The sequence below is a fragment of the Dictyobacter alpinus genome (assembly GCF_003967575.1).
Lineage (GTDB): Bacteria > Chloroflexota > Ktedonobacteria > Ktedonobacterales > Ktedonobacteraceae > Dictyobacter > Dictyobacter alpinus.
This window is the reverse complement of sequence record NZ_BIFT01000001.1, coordinates 3,733,459-3,753,616: the sequence shown is the minus strand read 5'-3', so window position 1 is coordinate 3,753,616 and position 20,158 is coordinate 3,733,459. Positions and strand designations below refer to the sequence as shown.

Annotated in this window: 11 protein-coding genes and 1 pseudogene; 8 read left to right on the top strand and 4 right to left on the bottom strand. The window is 47.7% G+C overall.

The window, feature by feature from the left end; translation table 11 throughout:
• The first annotated feature begins 18 nt into the window (after positions 1-18).
• The 4 genes and pseudogenes from EL633_RS14855 to EL633_RS14845 all read left to right on the top strand — a co-directional run bounded on the left by EL633_RS14855 (position 19) and on the right by EL633_RS14845 (position 7,505).
• A complete protein-coding gene (locus tag EL633_RS14855; protein ID WP_126627929.1) occupies positions 19-303 on the top strand; it encodes a hypothetical protein in 285 nt (94 codons plus the stop codon).
• A gap of 706 nt (positions 304-1,009) precedes the next feature.
• Positions 1,010-1,087 (top strand): annotated as a pseudogene (locus EL633_RS38140) (S41 family peptidase); the annotation flags it as partial.
• A gap of 2 nt (positions 1,088-1,089) precedes the next feature.
• On the top strand, positions 1,090-1,245 hold the full coding sequence (locus tag EL633_RS37495; RefSeq protein WP_246039138.1) for a hypothetical protein: 156 nt from the start codon (positions 1,090-1,092) through the stop codon (positions 1,243-1,245).
• A 740-nt stretch (positions 1,246-1,985) separates the two neighbouring features.
• A complete protein-coding gene (locus EL633_RS14845; protein WP_126627928.1) occupies positions 1,986-7,505 on the top strand; it encodes a tetratricopeptide repeat protein in 5,520 nt (1,839 codons plus the stop codon).
• Between the two features lie 534 nt (positions 7,506-8,039).
• Here the strand turns inward: EL633_RS14845 and EL633_RS14840 are convergent.
• Both EL633_RS14840 and EL633_RS14835 read right to left on the bottom strand, forming a co-directional pair.
• The gene (locus tag EL633_RS14840; protein WP_126627927.1) at positions 8,040-9,671 is read right to left on the bottom strand and encodes an FAD-dependent monooxygenase; all 1,632 of its coding nucleotides are present in this window, start codon (positions 9,669-9,671) and stop codon (positions 8,040-8,042) included.
• Positions 9,672-9,741: 70 nt separating this feature from the next.
• Positions 9,742-10,398, bottom strand: coding sequence for a TetR/AcrR family transcriptional regulator (locus tag EL633_RS14835; RefSeq protein ID WP_161982157.1), 657 nt, complete (start codon positions 10,396-10,398; stop codon positions 9,742-9,744).
• A 533-nt stretch (positions 10,399-10,931) separates the two neighbouring features.
• On the opposite strand from EL633_RS14835, the gene EL633_RS14830 reads away from it, so the two are divergent.
• The 3 genes from EL633_RS14830 to EL633_RS36550 are packed head-to-tail and all read left to right on the top strand — an operon-like array spanning position 10,932 to position 12,410.
• Positions 10,932-11,807, top strand: a complete 876-nt coding sequence (locus tag EL633_RS14830; RefSeq protein WP_126627925.1) for a hypothetical protein — start codon at positions 10,932-10,934, stop codon at positions 11,805-11,807.
• Positions 11,808-11,823: 16 nt separating this feature from the next.
• Positions 11,824-12,228, top strand: coding sequence for a hypothetical protein (locus EL633_RS14825; protein ID WP_126627924.1), 405 nt, complete (start codon positions 11,824-11,826; stop codon positions 12,226-12,228).
• 23 nt (positions 12,229-12,251) lie between these two features.
• Positions 12,252-12,410 (top strand): hypothetical protein, encoded by a 159-nt coding sequence (locus EL633_RS36550; protein ID WP_161982156.1) that lies wholly within the window; start codon positions 12,252-12,254, stop codon positions 12,408-12,410.
• Between the two features lie 205 nt (positions 12,411-12,615).
• Here EL633_RS36550 and EL633_RS14820 read toward each other — a convergent pair whose 3' ends face one another.
• A complete protein-coding gene (locus tag EL633_RS14820; RefSeq protein WP_161982155.1) occupies positions 12,616-14,394 on the bottom strand; it encodes a HEAT repeat domain-containing protein in 1,779 nt (592 codons plus the stop codon).
• A 100-nt stretch (positions 14,395-14,494) separates the two neighbouring features.
• Between EL633_RS14820 and EL633_RS36545 the strand changes: the two genes are divergently transcribed.
• On the top strand, positions 14,495-14,650 hold the full coding sequence (locus EL633_RS36545) for a hypothetical protein (RefSeq protein WP_161982154.1): 156 nt from the start codon (positions 14,495-14,497) through the stop codon (positions 14,648-14,650).
• Positions 14,651-14,666: 16 nt separating this feature from the next.
• Here the strand turns inward: EL633_RS36545 and EL633_RS14815 are convergent, their stop codons facing one another.
• Entirely contained in the window at positions 14,667-20,057 is a 5,391-nt protein-coding gene (locus EL633_RS14815) for a caspase family protein (RefSeq protein WP_126627922.1), read from the bottom strand.
• Between the last annotated feature and the right edge of the window lie 101 nt (positions 20,058-20,158).

The following is a 20,158-nucleotide window of genomic DNA, read 5'->3' as shown; positions in this document are numbered from 1 at the left end:
TCAGGGAGGAAAATACCAATGAGTGCCAATCAGCCACAGCTCACACCGAGCCAGCAGGAATCGATGAATTCATTCGCCAAAATAGTGAAAGAGCGTTATAGCTTCTTATATGAGCAGATACTTGCAGGCAATAGCAGCCCGCTGCTTTCGAATGTTGCGGCGCGCCTGGACATGTCTGAAGACATGATTATCGATGGCGTTGTTGCCTACGAAACGGGAAAAATTCTCAGGGACGTAGAAATGGATAGCAGTTCCATGAAAAAGTTAATGAAAATGGTAGAAGGTATGAACTATAGTGCATAGGTAGTTCAACGTAGAGCATCAATGTTTCTGCGCTTTGACGAATATATGTCTACGCATTGTGCTCATGGGTGAAAAAGAAAGAGAACTGTAGTACGCTCAGGTTAACAAACAAAGCAACAGTTCTCACCACCCTTTTTACCATACCACGTGGCGCTAAACACCCGTTGATGTCAGCGAGGGATTGTAAGGGGACCCGGGCATGGACAAAAAAAGCAAAGAATCCGCCTCTCAGGCGGATTCAGCGTGACGCGCCCAGAGGGATTGGAACCCCGACACTCGGTTCCGAAGCGCCCCTTTAGGCGTCTAAAGCCGTCTACCAGCATCTATTTTGAGCTCAAAATCGCGACCAGAGTCTATCAAAAAACACAAAAATCGAACAATATCTACCCTGATTGATGTACCGTTGCTGTCAAAATCAAAGACTGCAAATGATAGAGGAGTTGGATGTTTTCCAGATTTTAGAGATAGCTGAACTAGTCAAATAAATGACCAGTATCTGAAAATATCTCTCAACCGAACGATGTTGAAATATCTCATCATTGGAGAATAGCACTTAATCTGGCCCAATGATGAGATTAGCATGCAAACCTGACCCATACCTATCCTCTGCAGAGCTTACCAGCCTTCCTAAAAACAACCCATAGAGTATGCCCAGTTGGCTCAACAGCTCATTCGCGAGATTGACCAAAGCGATCCTTGCAGGTGGATGATTGACCTGAGGCGCAATACGGGAGGGAATATATGGCCGATGGTAACAGGACTCGGACCCATTGTAGGAGAAGAGGCGTGGCTTACCTTTGTAACATCTCAAGAACAGCAGATGGCGTTCTTCGTGACGGACAGGCAGGGATCTCACCTGATACGGTGCTTGTCACCGTGGACAAGCCCTATCACATCAAAAATCCCAAGCCTCCAGTCGCAGTACTGACCAGTCAGTTATGAGGAGATCAGTCCGAAAAACGCAGGCAGCTTCCTATAAAATGGCTCTAGAAGACAATCCAGGTGATTAAAATTTTTGTGTGCGCCAATGAGCTGATTGGTCAATACCTTTTTAGCTAATTGGTCGCTCTATAGAAAAGTAGAGCATAATACAATTTGCGTGAACATAGCTAGAGTTGCTTAAAAACTTAGTGAGAGGTAAGCCATAGAGGACATGCTCAAAAGGCATATGCTTACACATACACAACCTGCTTATTTCAAAATGACCCAAGAAGCTAATTCATACTGCTTGATAGCACCAGCGAAAAGACAGTTACTCACTGCTTTATGATGAGTATAATATCCCTGAGGGATTTGGATAAGGAATATAAGTAATTTGAAGAGCATAAATTTATAGGAAACACAACAGTGAGTAATTTATTTTACACTCTCAAAACGCTGCCTGTTTATCTCATCGAAACCTTAAAACTAGTTCAAAATCAAATAAGCGCCTATTCTAATTGGATAAGTGCCAGAGCTAGCTAATTATTATCTTTTGAAGAGATGTAAAGCATGGCTTCATTATTTTTACATAGTAGCTACATGCCCGCTTATATCAAAACCACTTAAAAGTACTATTGATTAAAACCTATATGCTGACTCCATGTTGATATTTATTTAATTCTACATTAAAATAAGTATTCGTCATTAAAAGTATTCTAAGATTATTGTTTGCTTAATAAATCTGCAGAGGTTAATACAAAATGCCATTTGTGAAAAACCCCAATTCTAAACATGCTCAAGCGCAACCTAAAGTTGCCGGAACTTTTATTGGACGACAAAATGAAATGGAATTTTTCTCTCAATATATTCTTAAGCCAGAGGATCCCTCTCATAATGTAATATCTATATCAGGGCAAGGGGGTGTTGGCAAGTCAACATTAACAGATAAATTTAGAGAGCTCACACAAAAAGACGAATTTAAAGATTATTGTGTAGTTTGTTTGGTAGATAAGCAACAAACAACAATTGTTAGTATCATGGAAAGATTTGTAGAACAATTAAATATTAATGGGGAATTTGAGCATGCTCTCACTCATTATAAGGATGCTTTACGAAAATTACAAAATGAGAGAAACACACTTCATGAAGCGACTTTACGAAAAGCTGCAACTGATGTTACTGGCTTAGTAGCAAAAAATGTTCCAGGCGTAGGTAATATGTTAGAGCAAGGAGTTGGAGTGTTAGGCCTTGCAACTGGATATGTGGTAGATGAGATTCATTATCAGCAACAGCTTAAAGACATTAAAAGATTAGAAGATTCAATAAAGGATCTAACAAAAGCATTTGTAATAGACTTAAATGAATTAGTAGAGAATCAAGTGACTACAGGGCTTGATAAAAAAAGACGAAAAAAACGACTTTTTCTCATTTTCGACGCTTATGAACAATTAGCATCTGAAGTTTCCCCGTGGCTCCTAAATTGTTTTTTAGAGATGGATATCAGTACAAATATTGTTCTAATAACTGCAGGTAGAACCTCGGTAGAAAGAGCCCATATAGAAGATTCAAAAAAATGGTTATCTTATATAAACAATGGTCATGTATATCAAATAAACTTAGAAAGTTTTACCAAGGAAGAAACAATACAATATTTACTTAGTAAGGGAATCTCAGACTCATCTCACATAGAAACTATCTGGCAAGAATCTAGAGGCTTACCTCTTTATCTAGGTCTGCTAACTTCCAATATACAGGTAACTATCGATCCAACAGCAGGAGTAGTAGATAATTTTTTGATCGGGATACCAGAAAGTGAAAAAATTAAAAGAAAATTGGCACTTGATATAGCTTTACTTACTAAAGCTTTTAATCAAGATGATTTAGATATTTTCCCTTATGTTTCAAATAACCATGATGAGAAAGAATTACTCTACCGCTGGCTCACTAAACTGCCTTTCGTACGTATCACTCTTAATGAGGGAAAACATAGTTATCATGAAATTGTCCAAAATATGTTCATAAAGATAATTTACCAATCATCTACTGCAGAGTACTATTCAACAAGAATATTAATAGCAAAATATTATGAAAAAAAATTAAATGAAATGATATTCGAAGATGAAGAAATTAATTTTTCCAAATCAGAAACCAGAGAACTTATCCTAGCATTTATAAATCAGCTTTTATTGCTGTCTGACCAGAACAGTTATATCAAGGCTATTAGTTATATATTACAGATAAGCAAAACAAGCCAATATAAACAAGAGGTCATTAAGCTATTAAGCCAGTTAGAAACTCATAATTTTAATATGTACATTACACCAGATGCAAAACAAATAATTACATTATGCATGGATTATCTTTCTCGCAAAGCAAGCAAGAAAAATCAAATCAAAAATATCAATGAACTAATAGCAAAGCTTAGTAACAAAGATTTCGTAAAACATCATATACTATCTCAACTTTATACCGATCTTGCATACATGTATAATAACATAAAAGATTATCAATCAGCGCTCACTAACTTCAATAAAGCTATTGATCTCGATGTACTTAATGATAAAAACTATAATGGTCGCGCAATTTTTTATCAACGACGCAATGACTTTCAAGCTGCTCTTGCTGACTTCACTAAAGCTATTGATATTAATCCTGATAATCCACGCTGGTATAACAATCGTGGGGATCTTTACCAAGATCGCCGGGACTTCCAGGCTGCACTCGCTGACTTTACGAAAGCCATTGAGCTTGATCCTACTAGTTCACGCTGGTATAGCAATCGTGGAGATCTCTATAAAGAATGTAAGGACTTCCAGGCTGCACTCGCTGACTTCACGAAAGCTATCAATCTCGATCCAGATAATTCGCGCTGGTATAACCACCGTGGAGATCTTTATCAAGAGCGCCGAGACTTTCAGGCTGCACTCGTCAACTTCACGAAAGCTATTGATCTCGATCCTGCTGCTCCAAGCAACTATATTTCTAGAGGCCTCTGCTATCAAGACCGCAAAGACTTCCAGGCTGCGCTCACCGACTTCACGAAAGCTATTGATCTCGATCCCACTGATCCAAGCAGCTATATTTTTAGAGGTCTCTTTCATAAAAAGCTCAGAAACTTCCAAGATACGCTCGCTAACTTCACGAAAGCTATCGAGCTTAATCCTACTGATCCACGTTGGTATAACAATCGCGGTCTCTTCTACCAAGACCGCGAAGATTTCCAGGCTGCGCTCGCCGACTTCAACAAAGCCATTGAGCTCGATCCTACTGATCCACGTTGGTATAACGGCCGAGGTCTCTGCTATCAAGACTGCAAAGACTTCCAGGCTGCACTCGCTGACTTCACGAAAGCTATCGATCTCGACCCTGCTAATCTAAACAGATATATTTTTAGAGGTCTCTGCTACCAAGAATGTAAAAATTTCCAGGCTGCACTCGTCGACTTCACGAAAGCTATCGAGCTTAATCCTGCTGATCCGCACGGGTATAACAGCCGAGGTCTCTTCTATCAAGCTCGCAAAGATTTCCAGGCTGCACTCGCCGACTTCACTAAAGCTATTAAGCTTGTTTCTGCCAATCCTGGCTTCTATAGCAACCGCGGTCTTGTCCACAAAAACCGTAAGGATTTCCAGAGTGCGTTCGCAGATTTTACTAAAGCCATCGATCTCGATCCTGCCAATCCTGGCTTCTATAGCAACCGCGGTCTTGTCCACAAAAACCGTAAGGATTTCCAGAGTGCGTTCGCTGACATCAACAAAGCCATTGAGCTCGATCCTGCTGATCCACGCTGGTATAGCAACCGTGGAGGTATTCATCGAGAGTTCCAAGACTTCCAGGCTGCACTCGCCGACTTCAACAAAGCCATCGAGCTCGATCCTGCTGACCCAAACTGGTATAGTAACCGCGGAGATTTTTACCAAAGCCGCCAGAACTTCCAGGCTGCACTCACCGACTTCACGAAAGCCATTGAGCTCGATCCTGCTGATCCACGTTGGTATAACAGCCGCGCTCTCTTCTATCAAGACCGCAAAGATTTCCAGGCTGCACTCACCGACTTCACGAAAGCTATCGATCTCGATCCTACTAGTTCACGCTGGTATAGCAATCGTGGAGATCTCTATAAAGAATGTAAGGACTTCCAAGCTACACTCGCCGACTTCAACAAAGCCATCGAGCTCGATCCTGCTGATCCACGTTGGTATAACAGCCGCGCTCTCTTCTATCAAGACCGCAAAGATTTCCAGGCTGCACTCACCGACTTCACGGAAGCTATCGATCTCGATCCCACTGATCCAAGCAACTATATTTTTAGAGGTCTCTATTACCAAGACTGTAAAGATTTCCAGGCTGCACTCGCCGACTTCAACAAAGCCATCAAGCTCGATCCTGCTGATCCAAGCGGGTATAACAGCCGAGGTCTCTTTTCTCAAGGCCGCAAAGATTTCCAGGCTGCACTCGCCGACTTCAACAAAGCTATCGAGCTCGATCCTACAAATCCACGCTGGTATAATAACCGCGCTTTCGTCTACCAAGCACAGAAAGATTTCCAGGCTGCACTCGCTGACTTTACGAAAGCCATTGAGCTTGATCCTACGAATCCACGCTGGTATAACAGTCGTGGAGATCTTTACCAACGCAAAGATTTCCAGGCTGCACTCGCCGACTTCACGAAAGCCATTGAGCTTGATCCTACGAATCCACACTGGTATAACGGCCGCGCTCTCTTCTATCAAGACCGCAAAGATTTCCAGGCTGCACTCACCGACTTCAACAAAGCCATCGAGCTCGATCCTACTAGTTCACGCTGGTATAGCAATCGTGGAGATCTCTATCAAGACCGCAAAGATTTCCAGGCTGCACTCACCGACTTCAACAAAGCCATCGAGCTCGATCCTGCTGATCCACGCTGGTATAATAACCGCGCTTTCGTCTACCAAGCACAGAAAGATTTCCAGGCTGCACTCACCGACTTCAACAAAGCCATCGAGCTCGATCCTGCTGATCCACACTGGTATAACGGCCGCGCTCTCTTCTATCAAGACTGCAAAGATTTCCAGGCTACACTCGCCGACTTCACGAAAGCCATCGAGCTTGATCCTGCTGATCCACACTGGTATAACGGCCGCGCTCTCTTCTATCAAGACCGCAAAGATTTCCAGGCTGCACTCACCGACTTCAACAAAGCCATCGAGCTCGATCCTACTAGTTCACGCTGGTATAGCAATCGTGGAGATCTCTATCAAGACCGCAAAGATTTCCAGGCTGCACTCACCGACTTCAACAAAGCCATCGAGCTCGATCCTGCTGATCCACGCTGGTATAATAACCGCGCTTTCGTCTACCAAGCACAGAAAGATTTCCAGGCTGCACTCACCGACTTCAACAAAGCCATCGAGCTCGATCCTGCTGATCCACACTGGTATAACGGCCGCGCTCTCTTCTATCAAGACTGCAAAGATTTCCAGGCTACACTCGCCGACTTCACGAAAGCCATCGAGCTTGATCCTGCTGATCCACACTGGTATAACGGCCGCGCTCTCTTCTATCAAGACCGCAAAGATTTCCAGGCTGCACTCACCGACTTCAACAAAGCCATCGAGCTTGATCCTACTAGTTCACGCTGGTATAGCAATCGTGGAGATCTCTATCAAGAATGTAAGGACTTCCAAGCTGCACTCGCCGACTTCAACAAAGCCATCGAGCTCGATCCTGCTGATCCACGCTGGTATAACAGCCGTGGGGATTTTTTCAAAGAGACAAAAAATTATCATAAAGCTTTAGAAGACTTCGATAAAACCCTATATATAATAAATCATCTATCAAAACCTGATATTGATATCGATTTAGTAACAAGGGTATACAATAATAAAGGCCTTACCTTAAGCTATTTTGAATTTTACAATAGAGCAGTAGAATGTTATAAAAAAGGCCTAAGATACGCAAAAAACAGCGAAGAGAGAGAAAATTATACATTAATATATAACCTTGCTGTTAGTATTTGTAGATGGAAAGGTCTTTCTCAAGCACAAGCTTATATTGATGACGCTAAACGTGTGCTTTTGTCAATAGAGGAAGAAGATAGCAAAGCTCAAGTGCTATATGGCTTAGCAGGCTTAGAAGCCATAAGCGGGCACACAGCAACAGCATTAAATTACCTTGAAATGTCAATAAAGCAAGACGCAAAGCTTATTAACTGGGCAATTAGCGATACCGCTTGGAAGAACATAAGGAACAATGCTTTCTTTCAGACTTTATTGTCTAGGAATACACAGATAAATTAAGCTAGTTCTGCCCAGTTCCTATAAATAAATTAATAAACAACCTGGACTGAACCTCTTTGACCAGACAGCTAGCTAAGAACATTTTGGGTCACCAGTGTTTGTGCATATAAACGGCGCGTGTAGGCCAGACTCGCATACGGCACCCCATGATCAGAGTGGTGGATCAAACTCGCACGAATAGGGCGCTGGCCCAGCGCCCCATTTAAGGCATCCAGGGCAATTGGGCATCGAGAGCGATTGACACGTTCCAGTGCCTACCCACAGACGTGAGAAGGCATCTAGAATCGTGGCCAGATACACAAATCAGCTACCCAGGCTTGGTTGGGCGCGTCCAACACTACCTCCTGCAACAGATTGTGAGAGATGGGCAGTCCATGGTTGGAATTGGTTGTCTGCACCACAATATGTTTTTTGAGATGTGGTCTTGAGCCAGAAAAATGGAGGACGGAAACTCGAAAGACTGGACCCCCCATCGAAAAGGGACGTAATTCGGTTTATCCTCTCCATTTCCTCGTCTGCCCTCTCCACCTGACGTTAGGACAGGGTGGTAGACCGGCCCAAAATATGCGAAAATACCTGCTCAAGCACAGACTCAGCGCTGGCTGTGAAGGTCCTGCTGTGCCATGCTACAAAGCCATCAGGTCGAACCAGCACTGCTCCCTCAGGCGAGACGCCCATCTTAGCTGTCCAACCATTTTCTAGGTCGGGCAAGTCGGCATCGGGCCCGATGCGGTAGGCCATCAAGTCGATTCCCAGGGATACTTTGACTGCCGCCGCCGCTTCGCACCAGAAGGCTCCATTGGAGCCGACGAGCAAGACAAAGCGGCCATCAAGCAAGTCCAGTGTGGAGATGCGTTGTCCCTGCTGTTGCAACCACAGATGCGGGACACGTGTGCCAGGAAGCCCGGTGAGTTCCTCGCGGTCCAGAAGCACGATCTCATCCTGCGACGATACGGCAGCATCTTCTGAGAGAATCGCTTGGGAGCGATAGCGGTAGCCAACAATGGGATAAAAGAGCGGAAGGTCTTTCTCCAAAGGTAGGTGTTCACTCTTTGTTCCCTTCGGTAGCCAGGCCGCGCCTGGACCAGTGAGTGACTGTCTGGCTGCAAACCATCCAACGGGATGCCGCTCCTGCTGGTAGGTTCTCAGCAGTTGGGGAGCTGCTTGTCCATGGATAACCGCGGCCAGTTTCCAGCCCAGATTCTGTGCACTCTGAATAGCGGTGTTGACGCCAAGTCCCTTGTAAGCAGGCATGGTATGAGCAGCATCACCAACCAGGAAGACGCGCCCTTGCTGGAATTGCGAAGCGACGCTCTCAGCAGGCTGCCAGGAGGCAATGTCCACTATCGAGACCTCCATCTCCGGTTTTCCAATCGCCTTCTGGACCAACTCATTACAATGTTCGGAGGTAAAGTCCTGAAAGGATTCTCCAAGTGCGGGCCGATATGTAATCAGAAACATGCCGAGATCACCTTTAGCGACCAGGAAAATGCCCTCGACATCAGCGTTCTTGATCATAAACCCGTCAGCTTCGCGGCCTGCAATCAGTTCTTGCCAGGGAGCACGGAAGTAGACGAAGATAAAGTGCTCGGGAAGCACTCCAACCCCTTGCGTTGGGATGGCGAGTGCCTCGCGAATGTGACTATGAGCACCATCAGCAGCAACGAGATAGTCTGATTGGATGACATACTGTCTTCCGGTCGTGCGGTCTTCAAGTGTTGCAGTCACGCCGCTGTCATCTTGTATGAAAGAAATGAGTTGTGTGCTGTAACGCACATCACCGCCACGTTGCTTCGCTGATGCCCACAGGAGTGGTTCAAGCCGACTTTGTGGACAATGCCATCCGAATGGGTCTGGGCTGAGAGCCTCTTCATGGTGCATGAGCGTGGTTGGATCGAGTATCTGCTCAGGCTTGGAGGCAAGGGTCTCTTTGAAGACGACCTGCGAGATTCTTGTGCCAGCCCCGCGAACCTCTGCGGCCAATCCCAGACTACGTAACACTTCCAGGGTGCGAAAATTGAGGTTACGCGCGCGCGGGTAGATCGAGATCTCGGTGCGCCGCTCGATCAATAGCGGGTGAATCCCCTGTTGGAGGAGGAGAAGTGAGAGGGATAAGCCCGCTCCTCCAGCGCCTACAATCAAAACGGGGACACGTTTCTGAGTCATAGGATGTTCCTTTCCGTTATCTGTTCTGTTTCTCGCCTTCATCATATGTTGATGTCTCTGCTCATTGCCCTTACGTGTTTCGCAGAGGAGCATCCACACCGCCGCCTTCTTCACGTGTGTTTTGTCCAGCAATCCCCTGGAGGATAGCATCAATGAGTCGTTCGGGTTGGGCGAGTGGAGAAAGTGTCTTGTTCGCGTTGAAAAGCAGGTGGGACCAGATGGGGCCAGCGAGAAGACTCATGATCTCAGTTGCGTCAAGGTCCTGTCGAACTTCTCCTTGCGCTTGCGCCCGCTCAATTACCTGAAGAGCCTGCTGAAGGCGAGATGCGAATACCTGATCATAGTATGCCTGGAAAACGTCAGGATACGTTGCCATCAGCCCGATCAACTCAAGTAACAGGCGCCTTGCATCAGGGTTACTCCAGGTCTGAAATGTATTTCTGAAGAGGGCAATGAGATCATTGCGCAAGGATCCTGTATCAATCACTGGATTTTTCGTCTGTTGCACATTTTTGATTGCATCGATAACCAGCGCTTCTTTTGAACTCCACCAGCGGTAGATGGTCTTTTTGCCGACGCCCGCCCTGGCAGCAATGGCTTCGATACTCATCGCTTCAAATCCTTCTGTTGCCAGTAAGGTGAGTGTGGCATCGAGAATCGCCTGTTGTGATTGCACACTGCGCGGACGTCCCCCTTTAGACGCTCCTAACTCCTCTTTAGTCGTCACTCTGCTTGTTCCTTTTCTTCTTAATATGGTTACGATACGGTATCGTTTCCATTGAAGGAATTGTACCATGAAGAGAAGAATGAATCAAGTGGGTAAGAGACTACTCCCGATACTCATCCGTAACAGTACGTAGTGCAAAAGTGTCAAGCACACGACGTGCGGCTTCACGCACCCTCGCAGATTCCGGATCATCGAGCAAACGCTGGACTTTCTCAATGTTGTCTCAAGAACCTGTGGTGCTACCTGATTCGACCCAACAACAGCCCACATGCGAACTTCCCAATGAGGATTGTTCAGAGCTTGATCAAACCATGCGACAAGGATTGGATGTGGAGTGCGCAAGGCAGCCGGAGCCTGGGTAATCAGGATGTCTTGTAGGGGCTCTAGCAGAAGCCCTACCTGTCCAGTACAGAGCGTTTCTACCAGCTCGGGCACGAGCTGTGGAAGCAATTCGAGGAATGTCTACTAGTGATCATTTGTATTGACACGAGAAAGAGCAAGGAATACACTCTTATGAAGAAGGAGAAACACAGATGCGAACGCAATCACCCGATACGAGCATTAAAGCCGAACGCACGCTGATTGAGCGGATTCGTCAGGTCCCTGTTTCCAGGCGTTTTCGCCTGGTGCAATCTCTCTCGCAACGGATGCTGAGTGGGCGTGATTGTGAGCAAGGCATACAGGGGGAAGCAATCCGTGCCATTACTATTGGCTATGGCCAGCGCATCGGTCAGCGTGTGCAAGATGCACTTGCCACTCGACCTCAGTGGCAGGAACAGCCAGTGGATTTAACAGCGGCACTTCTCCCAGTGATGCAGGCGCTCCACGAGGGAGGCATCTCCTCCTACATTGGCGGCTCCATCGCGAGCTCAATCCATGGGATGCAGCAGAGTGCGTCTGATATTGATCTGGTGCTCATCCAGCAGGAAAACAATTTCCATTCGGTGGGCGCAGCACTTGCGACTCTCCAGGATCAGTATCTTGTTGGGCCAGAGGAAATTGCTCAGGTATTTCACGGGGGGACCTCTCTGTCTTTGATCCATTTGGACACGCTCATGAAAATCGATGTAATTCTTCCTCATGCTCCCGACTTTGACGAGGCCATGCAGGCCAGGGTTGAGTCCTTGCTGATTGATGACCGTTATGCCCCATTCCCCATGGCTTCCGCTCTCGAAATGGTGGTATGGAAGCTGGCACGCTGTGCCAAAGAACTCGCCAGGAGTTCCGATGGGGTGATCAACGATGCGGAATGGAACGACGTGCTTGGTGTGATGAAAGTCCAGGGAACACAATTGGATATCGCACAACTCACGCACTGGACGCAAGCCCTGAACGCCGGGCATCTGCTTCCGCTAGCCCTGAATGATGCGGGTCTCATCCCAGAAGACGAACAGTCTCCTATCTACTAGCAGGAAGGAAAGCAGGATGCAATCTAATTTCCGGGAGATCGTTGAGGCGCTTCTCCCGTTTCTGCAGGCGCTTGACCGCTTTAGTATCCCCTACTATGTAGGCGGATCTGTGGCCAGTTCGTATTATGGGAGCTGGCGCCGAACCCAGGATGTGGATGTGATACTCGCTATTCGCCCGGACCAGATTCGAGCGTTAGCCAGCCTACTTGCGCAGGACTATGATATCGATGCCAGCGCCTGGATTGATTCGTTTCGGCATGGACAAGCATTCAACATTTTTTACCAACGATCCTTTACCAAAATTGATGTGATGCCCTTCAGACGGCTCACCGGCAGGAAGAGGAGCGACGAGCTCAACCTCGGTCCCTCTTCGCAGGCACACCTCCGATCCGATTGTCGTCAGCCGAAGATACTATTTTAGCAAAACTCAAGTGGTATAGAGCGATGGGAGGCTCGAAACGGCAATGGATAGATATTCTCAGCGTGATTAGCAACCAGCAACCCAATCTCGATCTGGCGTATCTCCGTGCGTGGGCAGATACGCTTGGAGTACGAGCCGAACTCGAACAGGCTCTAGTAGATGCTCAGTCAGGAAAACCATAGTCGATTAGAGGATCGCTACAGGCTGCGAGAAGGAACTCCTCATTAAGTCAAGTTGACCAGCATGAGCCGTAACTGCGTGCAACCATTCAGGAAGTTGTAAAACGAATCCGCTCTGATGCCCCTCCAGCTCAACACATCCCTTCTTGCCGATCCCACAGAAAGTTTTTCAAAACCTCACTTTCTGTTGCTTTTCACAACCTGTGGCTTACTCCCAATGCTCATCCGTAGCAGTGCGTAGCGCAATAGTTTCAAGCGCCCCGCGTGCGGCTTCACGTACACTTGCGGATTCTGGGTCACCAAGCAAACGCTGGAGCTTCTCAATGGTTATCTCAAGAATATGTGGTGCCATCTGACCCGACCCAATGATAGCCCACATGCGAACTTCCCAAGAGGGACTGTCCAGGGCTTGATCAAACCACGCGAGCAGATGAGGGTGTGTACTGCGTAGCGCGGCAAGAGCCTGCGCGATTTGAATGTCTTGCAGTGGCTCCAGTAGAGGTCCCACCTTTCCGGTGCCGAGCGTTTCTACGAGCTCTGGCACGAGTTGTGGAAGTAGTTCAGGGTGGGTCTCATAGAGGGTTACGGCTACACCCTGGCGCACGGATGTATCGCTTGCATGGAGTTCAGCAAGCAAAGGCTCTGAGGGTGCTTGTGCGCCTAATTCTCCGAGAGCTGCAAGAGCATGATCGACTCGAAAGCTCGTACGAAGATTGGCAACGAGGATATCTATCCCCTCCTGCCGTCCTTGCCTGGCGATGAGACCTGCAAGCTCTACATTCTCATTATCAAGGTGGAGTAATAGTCTCTCTACCGGGACAGATACATCGAAAGAGTTGAGCACCTCAGCTGCTTTTCGACGCATCTCTCTATCTTCGGCATCCAAAACAATCAACACAGGTTCGATGGGAATATATTGGCTCAAAGGAATTTCTGCTCCTAGTAGTGCCAGAGCATGCAATGCAGCATTGCATGCCGGAGACAAGGGATCAGACAGCAAAGCGAGCAGTCCAACCCATGGTGCGTCCTCACCCAACGACGCAATCATCCTGGCTGACATATATCCTACCGGCCACCACGCATCCTTGAGCAGATGCAGCAATTCTTCAATAGGAAGATGTCGAGCAATCGCATTTCCCATATCAGCAATTGGTGTACATAACCAGACCAGGGCATTTTCACGTGCCCATTCATGGTCTGCATGCAGCCAGCCCACAATGATTGAGAGAGCCTCTGGATCGCCAACGCTGGCCAGCGCTTTTGTCGCTTCCCTCTGAATCGATTGATCGACGTCATCAAGGAAGGTGCGTAGCTCGGTTTGTGGCATCCGTTTGCCTGAACGGGCAAGAGCCCGGATGGCTTCCAACCGGACCATTTCTTCTGTATCGTTGAGGGCCTCGATTAAGAGGTCAAGAGGGATATGCTCCCCTAAAGTCCCAAGTACTCTTACTGCCGCAGCACGCCTCTGAGCATCCTCACTCTGTAGCATGGTAATGAGCAACTCAACAGGTACTTGCGCTCCCATCAGATCAATCAGATAGGTCGCCACCTCGCGTAATCCCTGCTCTGGCGCATCTAACGTCTCCAGCACCATGGCAACGGGAGCCCGCGTCCCAAGTGCATAGAGGACGGCTTCGCGCACCTCTGCATCAGGATCGGTGAGATGCGGAAGCAGGGCCTCCTGCGGAGCATATGCCCCGACATCTACCAGTGCCCATTTTGCGGCAGATTGAACCCACTCGTTGGGATCCTGCATCGCCAGGAACAATGGCTCGAGCGGGACATATTCACGCCACTCACGCAAAATGTCTGCCGCGGCCATCCGCAGAGGTGTCGTATCAAACTGCATCATGCGAATAAACGACGAGAGCGAGACCTGTTCGCCTGGTTCTCCAAGCTGACGCAGTGCCTCTGCTGCTTTCCTGCGTCTTTCTGATCTCAAGGAGTACAGCTCTTGAGCCAGATGTTCAATGTGTTGACGTGACAAGAACATTTCCCTTTCAACAATGCAGTGCCAGATACACACTCTGGGTATCTCAATGCACAAAAATATGTACAATACATTATATAATCAAAGAAGCTCTGCTATGTACATCGACGAAGGGAAGATACTGATGGAAGAAAGACAAGATGAAGTGCTTTTAGGCAAGGGAATAAAGCGCTGGCCGATTGAACTGGCTGAAACGCTTCTTGCCAGCTCACTTTCATGGGGGCCACCCACATATGCTCTGGGGATTGGTTAAAATCAGCTTTGTTTTTCTACAAATACGTATGAAGAAAAGTATCGACTTGCGCAAAGGTTTCAGTCAAGGACATTCCCAAAAGAGGTTTTTTTTCAATCAGCCCATGGACAAGTGGGAAAAGCTCAAATGCATATTCCCGTGTTTCCACAGTCAGCCAAGCTCTCTGTATTAATGCGATGAGGGCATGCAGGTCGTTCATCTGTGCGAATGCTTTGGCAATTGCAATCAAAACATAGACACGAGCAGACGCACTCTCAATCTCCCAGGTTACTGCTTCAGCTTGCCTGGCCAGGGCGGTTGCTTGTTCCCACTGCTGGGCCTGCATCAACACTTCTACTATTCCACTCAAAGCTCTTGCACGATCAGATGCATCCTCGATCTCCCTAACTACCGCGGTAGCCTGTTCCACCATTACAGCCGCTTGTTCCCACTGCTGCTCCTGCATCAACACCTTTGCTATTTCACCCAAAGCACTGACACGATCAAATACATACTCGATCTCCATAACTACCACAGTAGCCTGTTTCACCATTTCGGCTGCTTGCTCCCACTGCTGCGTCTGCACTAACACTTCTATTATTCCACTTAGAGCTCTTGCACAATGAGATGCATCCTCGATCTCTCCAACTACTACGGTAGCCTGTCCCACCATTTCGGTTGCTTGTTCCCACTGCCGCGCCCGCACCAACACCTTTGCTATTTCACTCAAAGCTCTGGCACGATTAGATACACGCTCGATCTCCCCAACTACTACGGTAGCCTGTCCAGCTATCGCTGCTGCTTGCTCCCATTGTTGAGCCTGTGCCAATACCCTTGCTATCCCACACAAGGCGTATACACGATCAAATGCACTCTTGATCTCCCCAGCTACCGCAACTGCTTGCTCCCACTGTTGCGCCCGAGCCAACATCTCGGCTATTTCACGTAAGGCGTATGCCCGATCAGATGCATCCTCAATCCATCTGGCTACCGTTGCTGCCTGCTTGGCTAGCGCTACTACCTGGTCGCTTTGCTGCTCACAGAGCATATCTTCTGCTATTTTATGTAATGATCTAAGAAGGTTATGTAAATCATCCGTCTCCCTATAGACATCCGCAGCCTGCTTAGCGAGCCTCGTTGCTTGCTTCCACTGCTGGGCCTGCACGAACATTTTCGCAACTTTACTCAAAGCTTCTGCTCGATTTGACGTATTCTCGATCGTCCAGGCTACTGCTCTCGTCTGCCCTGCTATCGTTGCTGCTTGCTCCCACTGCTGGGCCTGCGCGAACACCTTTACTATTCCACTCAAAGTTTCTACATAGCTATATGGATCCTTGATCTTTTGAGCTTCTGCTGCTGCCTCCTCAGCTATCGTTATTGCTTGCTTCCTCTGCTGCGCTTGTACCAATGCTTCCGCTATCCTACACAAAGCATTTATACGGGCAGATACATCCTCGATTTTTCTAGCCATCTCTGCCGCCCGACCAGCTGTCTCCGTTGCCTGCTCCCACTGTTGCGCGTGCACCAACGCTTCTGCTATTCCATTCAAGGCTCTTGCATGGCCAGATGCATTACGCATTCTCATGATTGCCGCTTCTGCCTGGTTCATCACCATTACTGCTTGCTCCCACTGTTGCACATGCACCAGCACCTCTGCTATTCCATTCAAAGCCTCTGCACGAGCATATGGGTCCTCGATCTCTCTCGCTAGCTCCGCCGCCCGCCCAGCCGTCTCTATTGCTTGCTCCCACTGCTGAGCCTGCACCATCACTACTGCGATCCTACGAAAGGTTTCGGCACGAGCAAATGCGCCCTCAATCTCTCTGGCTACCTCTGCTGCTCGCTCCCATTGTTGCGTACACGCCAGCGCTTTTGCTATTTCACTTAAAGCTTCTGCGCGAGCATATGGGTCCTCGATCTCTCTTGCTATCTCCGCCGCCCGCCCAACCGTTTCTATTGCTTGCTCCCATTGCTGGGCCTGCACCATTAATACTGCTATTTCACTTAAAGCTTCTACATAATCAGATGCATCCTCGATCTCCCTGGCTACCTCTGCTGCTCGCTCCCATTGCTGCGTACGCGCCAGCGCTGCTGCTATCCCACGCAAGGCGTATGCACAATCAGGCGCATTCTTGATTTCTCTAATGATTACTATCGCTTGCCCGGCTATTCCTACCTCCGGCTCCCATTGCTGCACCTGCGCCATCACTTCTGCTATTTCACTTAAAGCATATACATAATCATACTCGTCATCAATATCTCTGGCTATATCTATGGCCTTTTTCATTATTTTTGCCGATTGCTCCCATTTCTGAACTTTCACATACACTTCTACTATCCTACATAAAGCGTATACACGATCAGATAAGTCCTCAATCTTTCTTGATATCCCTACAGCCTGTCTAGCTACCAAGGCTGCTTGCTCCCACTGCTGAGCCTGCACCCACACTTCTGCTATTTCACTCAAAACTTTTGCGCTCACAGATGCATCCTCAATCTCCCAGGCTACTGCTGTGACCTGTCCTGCTATCGTTGCCGCTTGCTCCCACTGTTGCGCCTGCACGAACACCTTTGCTATTGCACTCAAAGCTCTGGCACGGGCAGATACATCCTCGATCCCCCTGGCTATCGCTACTGCCTGCCTGGCTAGCTCTACAGCCTGGTCGCGTTGTTGCATCCGCACCAATGCTTCCGCAATCCGACACGAGAAGATTGTACGATCATATGCCCCTTTGAACTCTCTAACAACTACTACCATTTGTTTCCACCGCTTCGCCTGCGCCAACACCTTTGCCATGCCAATCATAACTTCTTCACGAGAATAGGCATAGTCAATCTCTCTGGCTACCACTATAGCCTGCCAGGCTATTTCTGCCGCTTGCTCCCACTGCTGGGCCTGCGCCATCGCTTCGGCTATTGAACTCAAAGCACGTGCACGATCAGATGTATACTTCATCTGTTGAGCAATACTTATCGCCCACAGAAACATTTGCATACCTTCGGCTTGTCTTGAATCTTCCACATAATGAAACCCAAGCAAATTTACTATGGTAATACGCTTCTGATGATCCCTGATGAGTTCTACTAAGCCAAGTACTTCCCTTTCACGATGCAAACATAACATTGCATAAAAAATGCTTTCAGGATAATGATCGGCTCGGACTCTCAAGCTCCCTCGCAATAATGTATATTTCCATAGAAATGGAAGAGCAGTAATATCATTAGTAATCTCTTTACCATAATCGATAGCAGCCCGCTGTCCGAAAACAAGATCTTGCATATACAATCGATTGGTACAATCATACCTGCCTTTTTCTTTACCATGGATTCCATCATCAAACATCTGAAAGATCTTTTCATATTGATGGGCCGCATAAAGGTGTTCGATATAATGATATCGGGCATACTTGCGCCGCCCTTGCTCCCCTATATTCTGAGTATCTTCCCATAGATGCATAAGTGATCCGTGCTCACACCACGTCACAAACATAGCATGCCACTGCACTACCGCATCATTCGTAAACACAAAATCTTTTTCTGGTCGCTGCTCATCCTGGCACAGATACTCCTGCAATTTCAAATGGAACAGGCTATAGCAATGTTGCTCGTTTTCACATAAAAGACCACCTAAGCGCATGATACCATCGCGCAAACGGTCCCCATCCAGGCCTAGTATGTGCTGAATATGCCACGCTGCTAGCGGCTCTCGAGATGCTAACAAGATACCGAGAATAGGCTTAATCACTTCACGCCACGCTAGCGGTTGCTGTTTGAAGCGAGTGATAGCGAGAGTAAAAATATTATCTGGATTGTTCCCAATATTCACCATAAGCTCTTGAGGAGAAAGACCTGGATTATCATACAGTTCTTTGGCAACCAGGTCGAGATACAATGCATTCTCATCCATCACCTGGTAGAACCAATCCACCAGGTGAGGCTCAAGGGCCACACCGCGATGCTGCAGGATCAGATCAAAGTCCTCGTGTCGCAGATTGGGCAGTTGATACTGCTCATGTGGCTTCAATAAGACCAGGGGGCGTAGGGTATCATCGGGACGGGTAGCCAGCACAAAGACAATACCTGACGGAGGATTAGTGGGCAAGAAGGAAAGATCGCGCATACCATTCATGTCCTCTTCAATCTGATCCAGGCCATCAATGAAGATGATTTCCTGTCCCTCCTTAGCCACCACTTCACGCAATACATTGGGAAAATAATCGCGCAGCGTCGCCCGGTTTTCTGCCGAGACATACATCTCCGAGAGCTGATATTTCAGGACCAAATGAGCCATGAGATTACGCAATAATCCTATCTGGTGATCCGGACCGGGATTGAAGGGGATAAAATGAAAGGGCACCTGTTCTCGACCATAGGCATCAACCAGTTTAGCCATGATGCTGCTCTTACCCTGTCCTGCCTGACCCGTGATGATGACATAGCCGCCCGTTGGCATCTTGTCGCGGATACGCTGTTGTAGCTCGGCGACTTCCTGCTCACGACCAACAAAGCTCTCCAGGCGATCGTGGAGCAAATCGGTATGATCTGCCAGCATAGCCTGGACATCCTCCCCTTTTTCAGAGATACGGGACGTACCAAAGGCATGCATATGCTCTAATGCTGGCCTGACTAGATCGGGATAGCAGACGATCTCAAAGGAGTCATGCTCGATGCCGCTAAGCACTAGACGTTGCGTCTCTGGCAACTGCCAGGAGAGGTACTCTAACAGGGTGTTGACGGTCAGACAGCCATCATGTCGCAACGCTTCCGGTGCCTTCCCCTGCAGGGCCTTTAGCAGATAATAGGTAAAATAGCCATGGCCATGCTTCGCGGTTTCGACCGCAACCTGTTCGGGCAGGCAACTAAGCAGGGCAACGCGTCCAGTACTGCTGCTGCCCAGCATCTTCTGCATGGGCTGCTGGACAGCCTGTTCACCCCCTGAGCGAAAGCCCGCAAACTCACCACTGTAGCAACTATCAAAGAGGAAGAGGCGCTTGCGTGATCCCTGGCCCTCGAAATACTCGCGCTGTAACCGCTCCATACCCAAAGCGTCTCGCGTGCGCAGCGAACGTCGCTGCTCTAATTTCTGAGGTTCAAAGTCATAGGTGGCCAGGAAAACATCACGCGTGTCATCTTTCTCGAAATAAAGCGGAACGCTATAGCCCGCGAAGTAGAAGACCACCAGGTCATTCTCATCGGCCCGATCAGTCATCTCATTCAACGCCTCATTGATCGCTGCCAGCGTAGCTTGCTCACCTAGTAAGAGCACGCGATCATTCTGCTCAAAGCCCAGTGTGCCTAACGTTTCATTCATAGCTTGAGCATCGTGTTCGGCAAAATGTAATGGGTTGAGTTCTGAGAAAGGGGCATAGGTGTTGATTCCGACACAGATAGCATAGCGTTTATGGGTCAGCGTTGACGGCTCAAGCATAGTCTTCTACTCCCTGATAGAGATATTACGGTTCAAAAAACAAAAAAAATATGTATATGCATTAATATATTATAAACGAGCATTCTCTATCAAAATTGGAA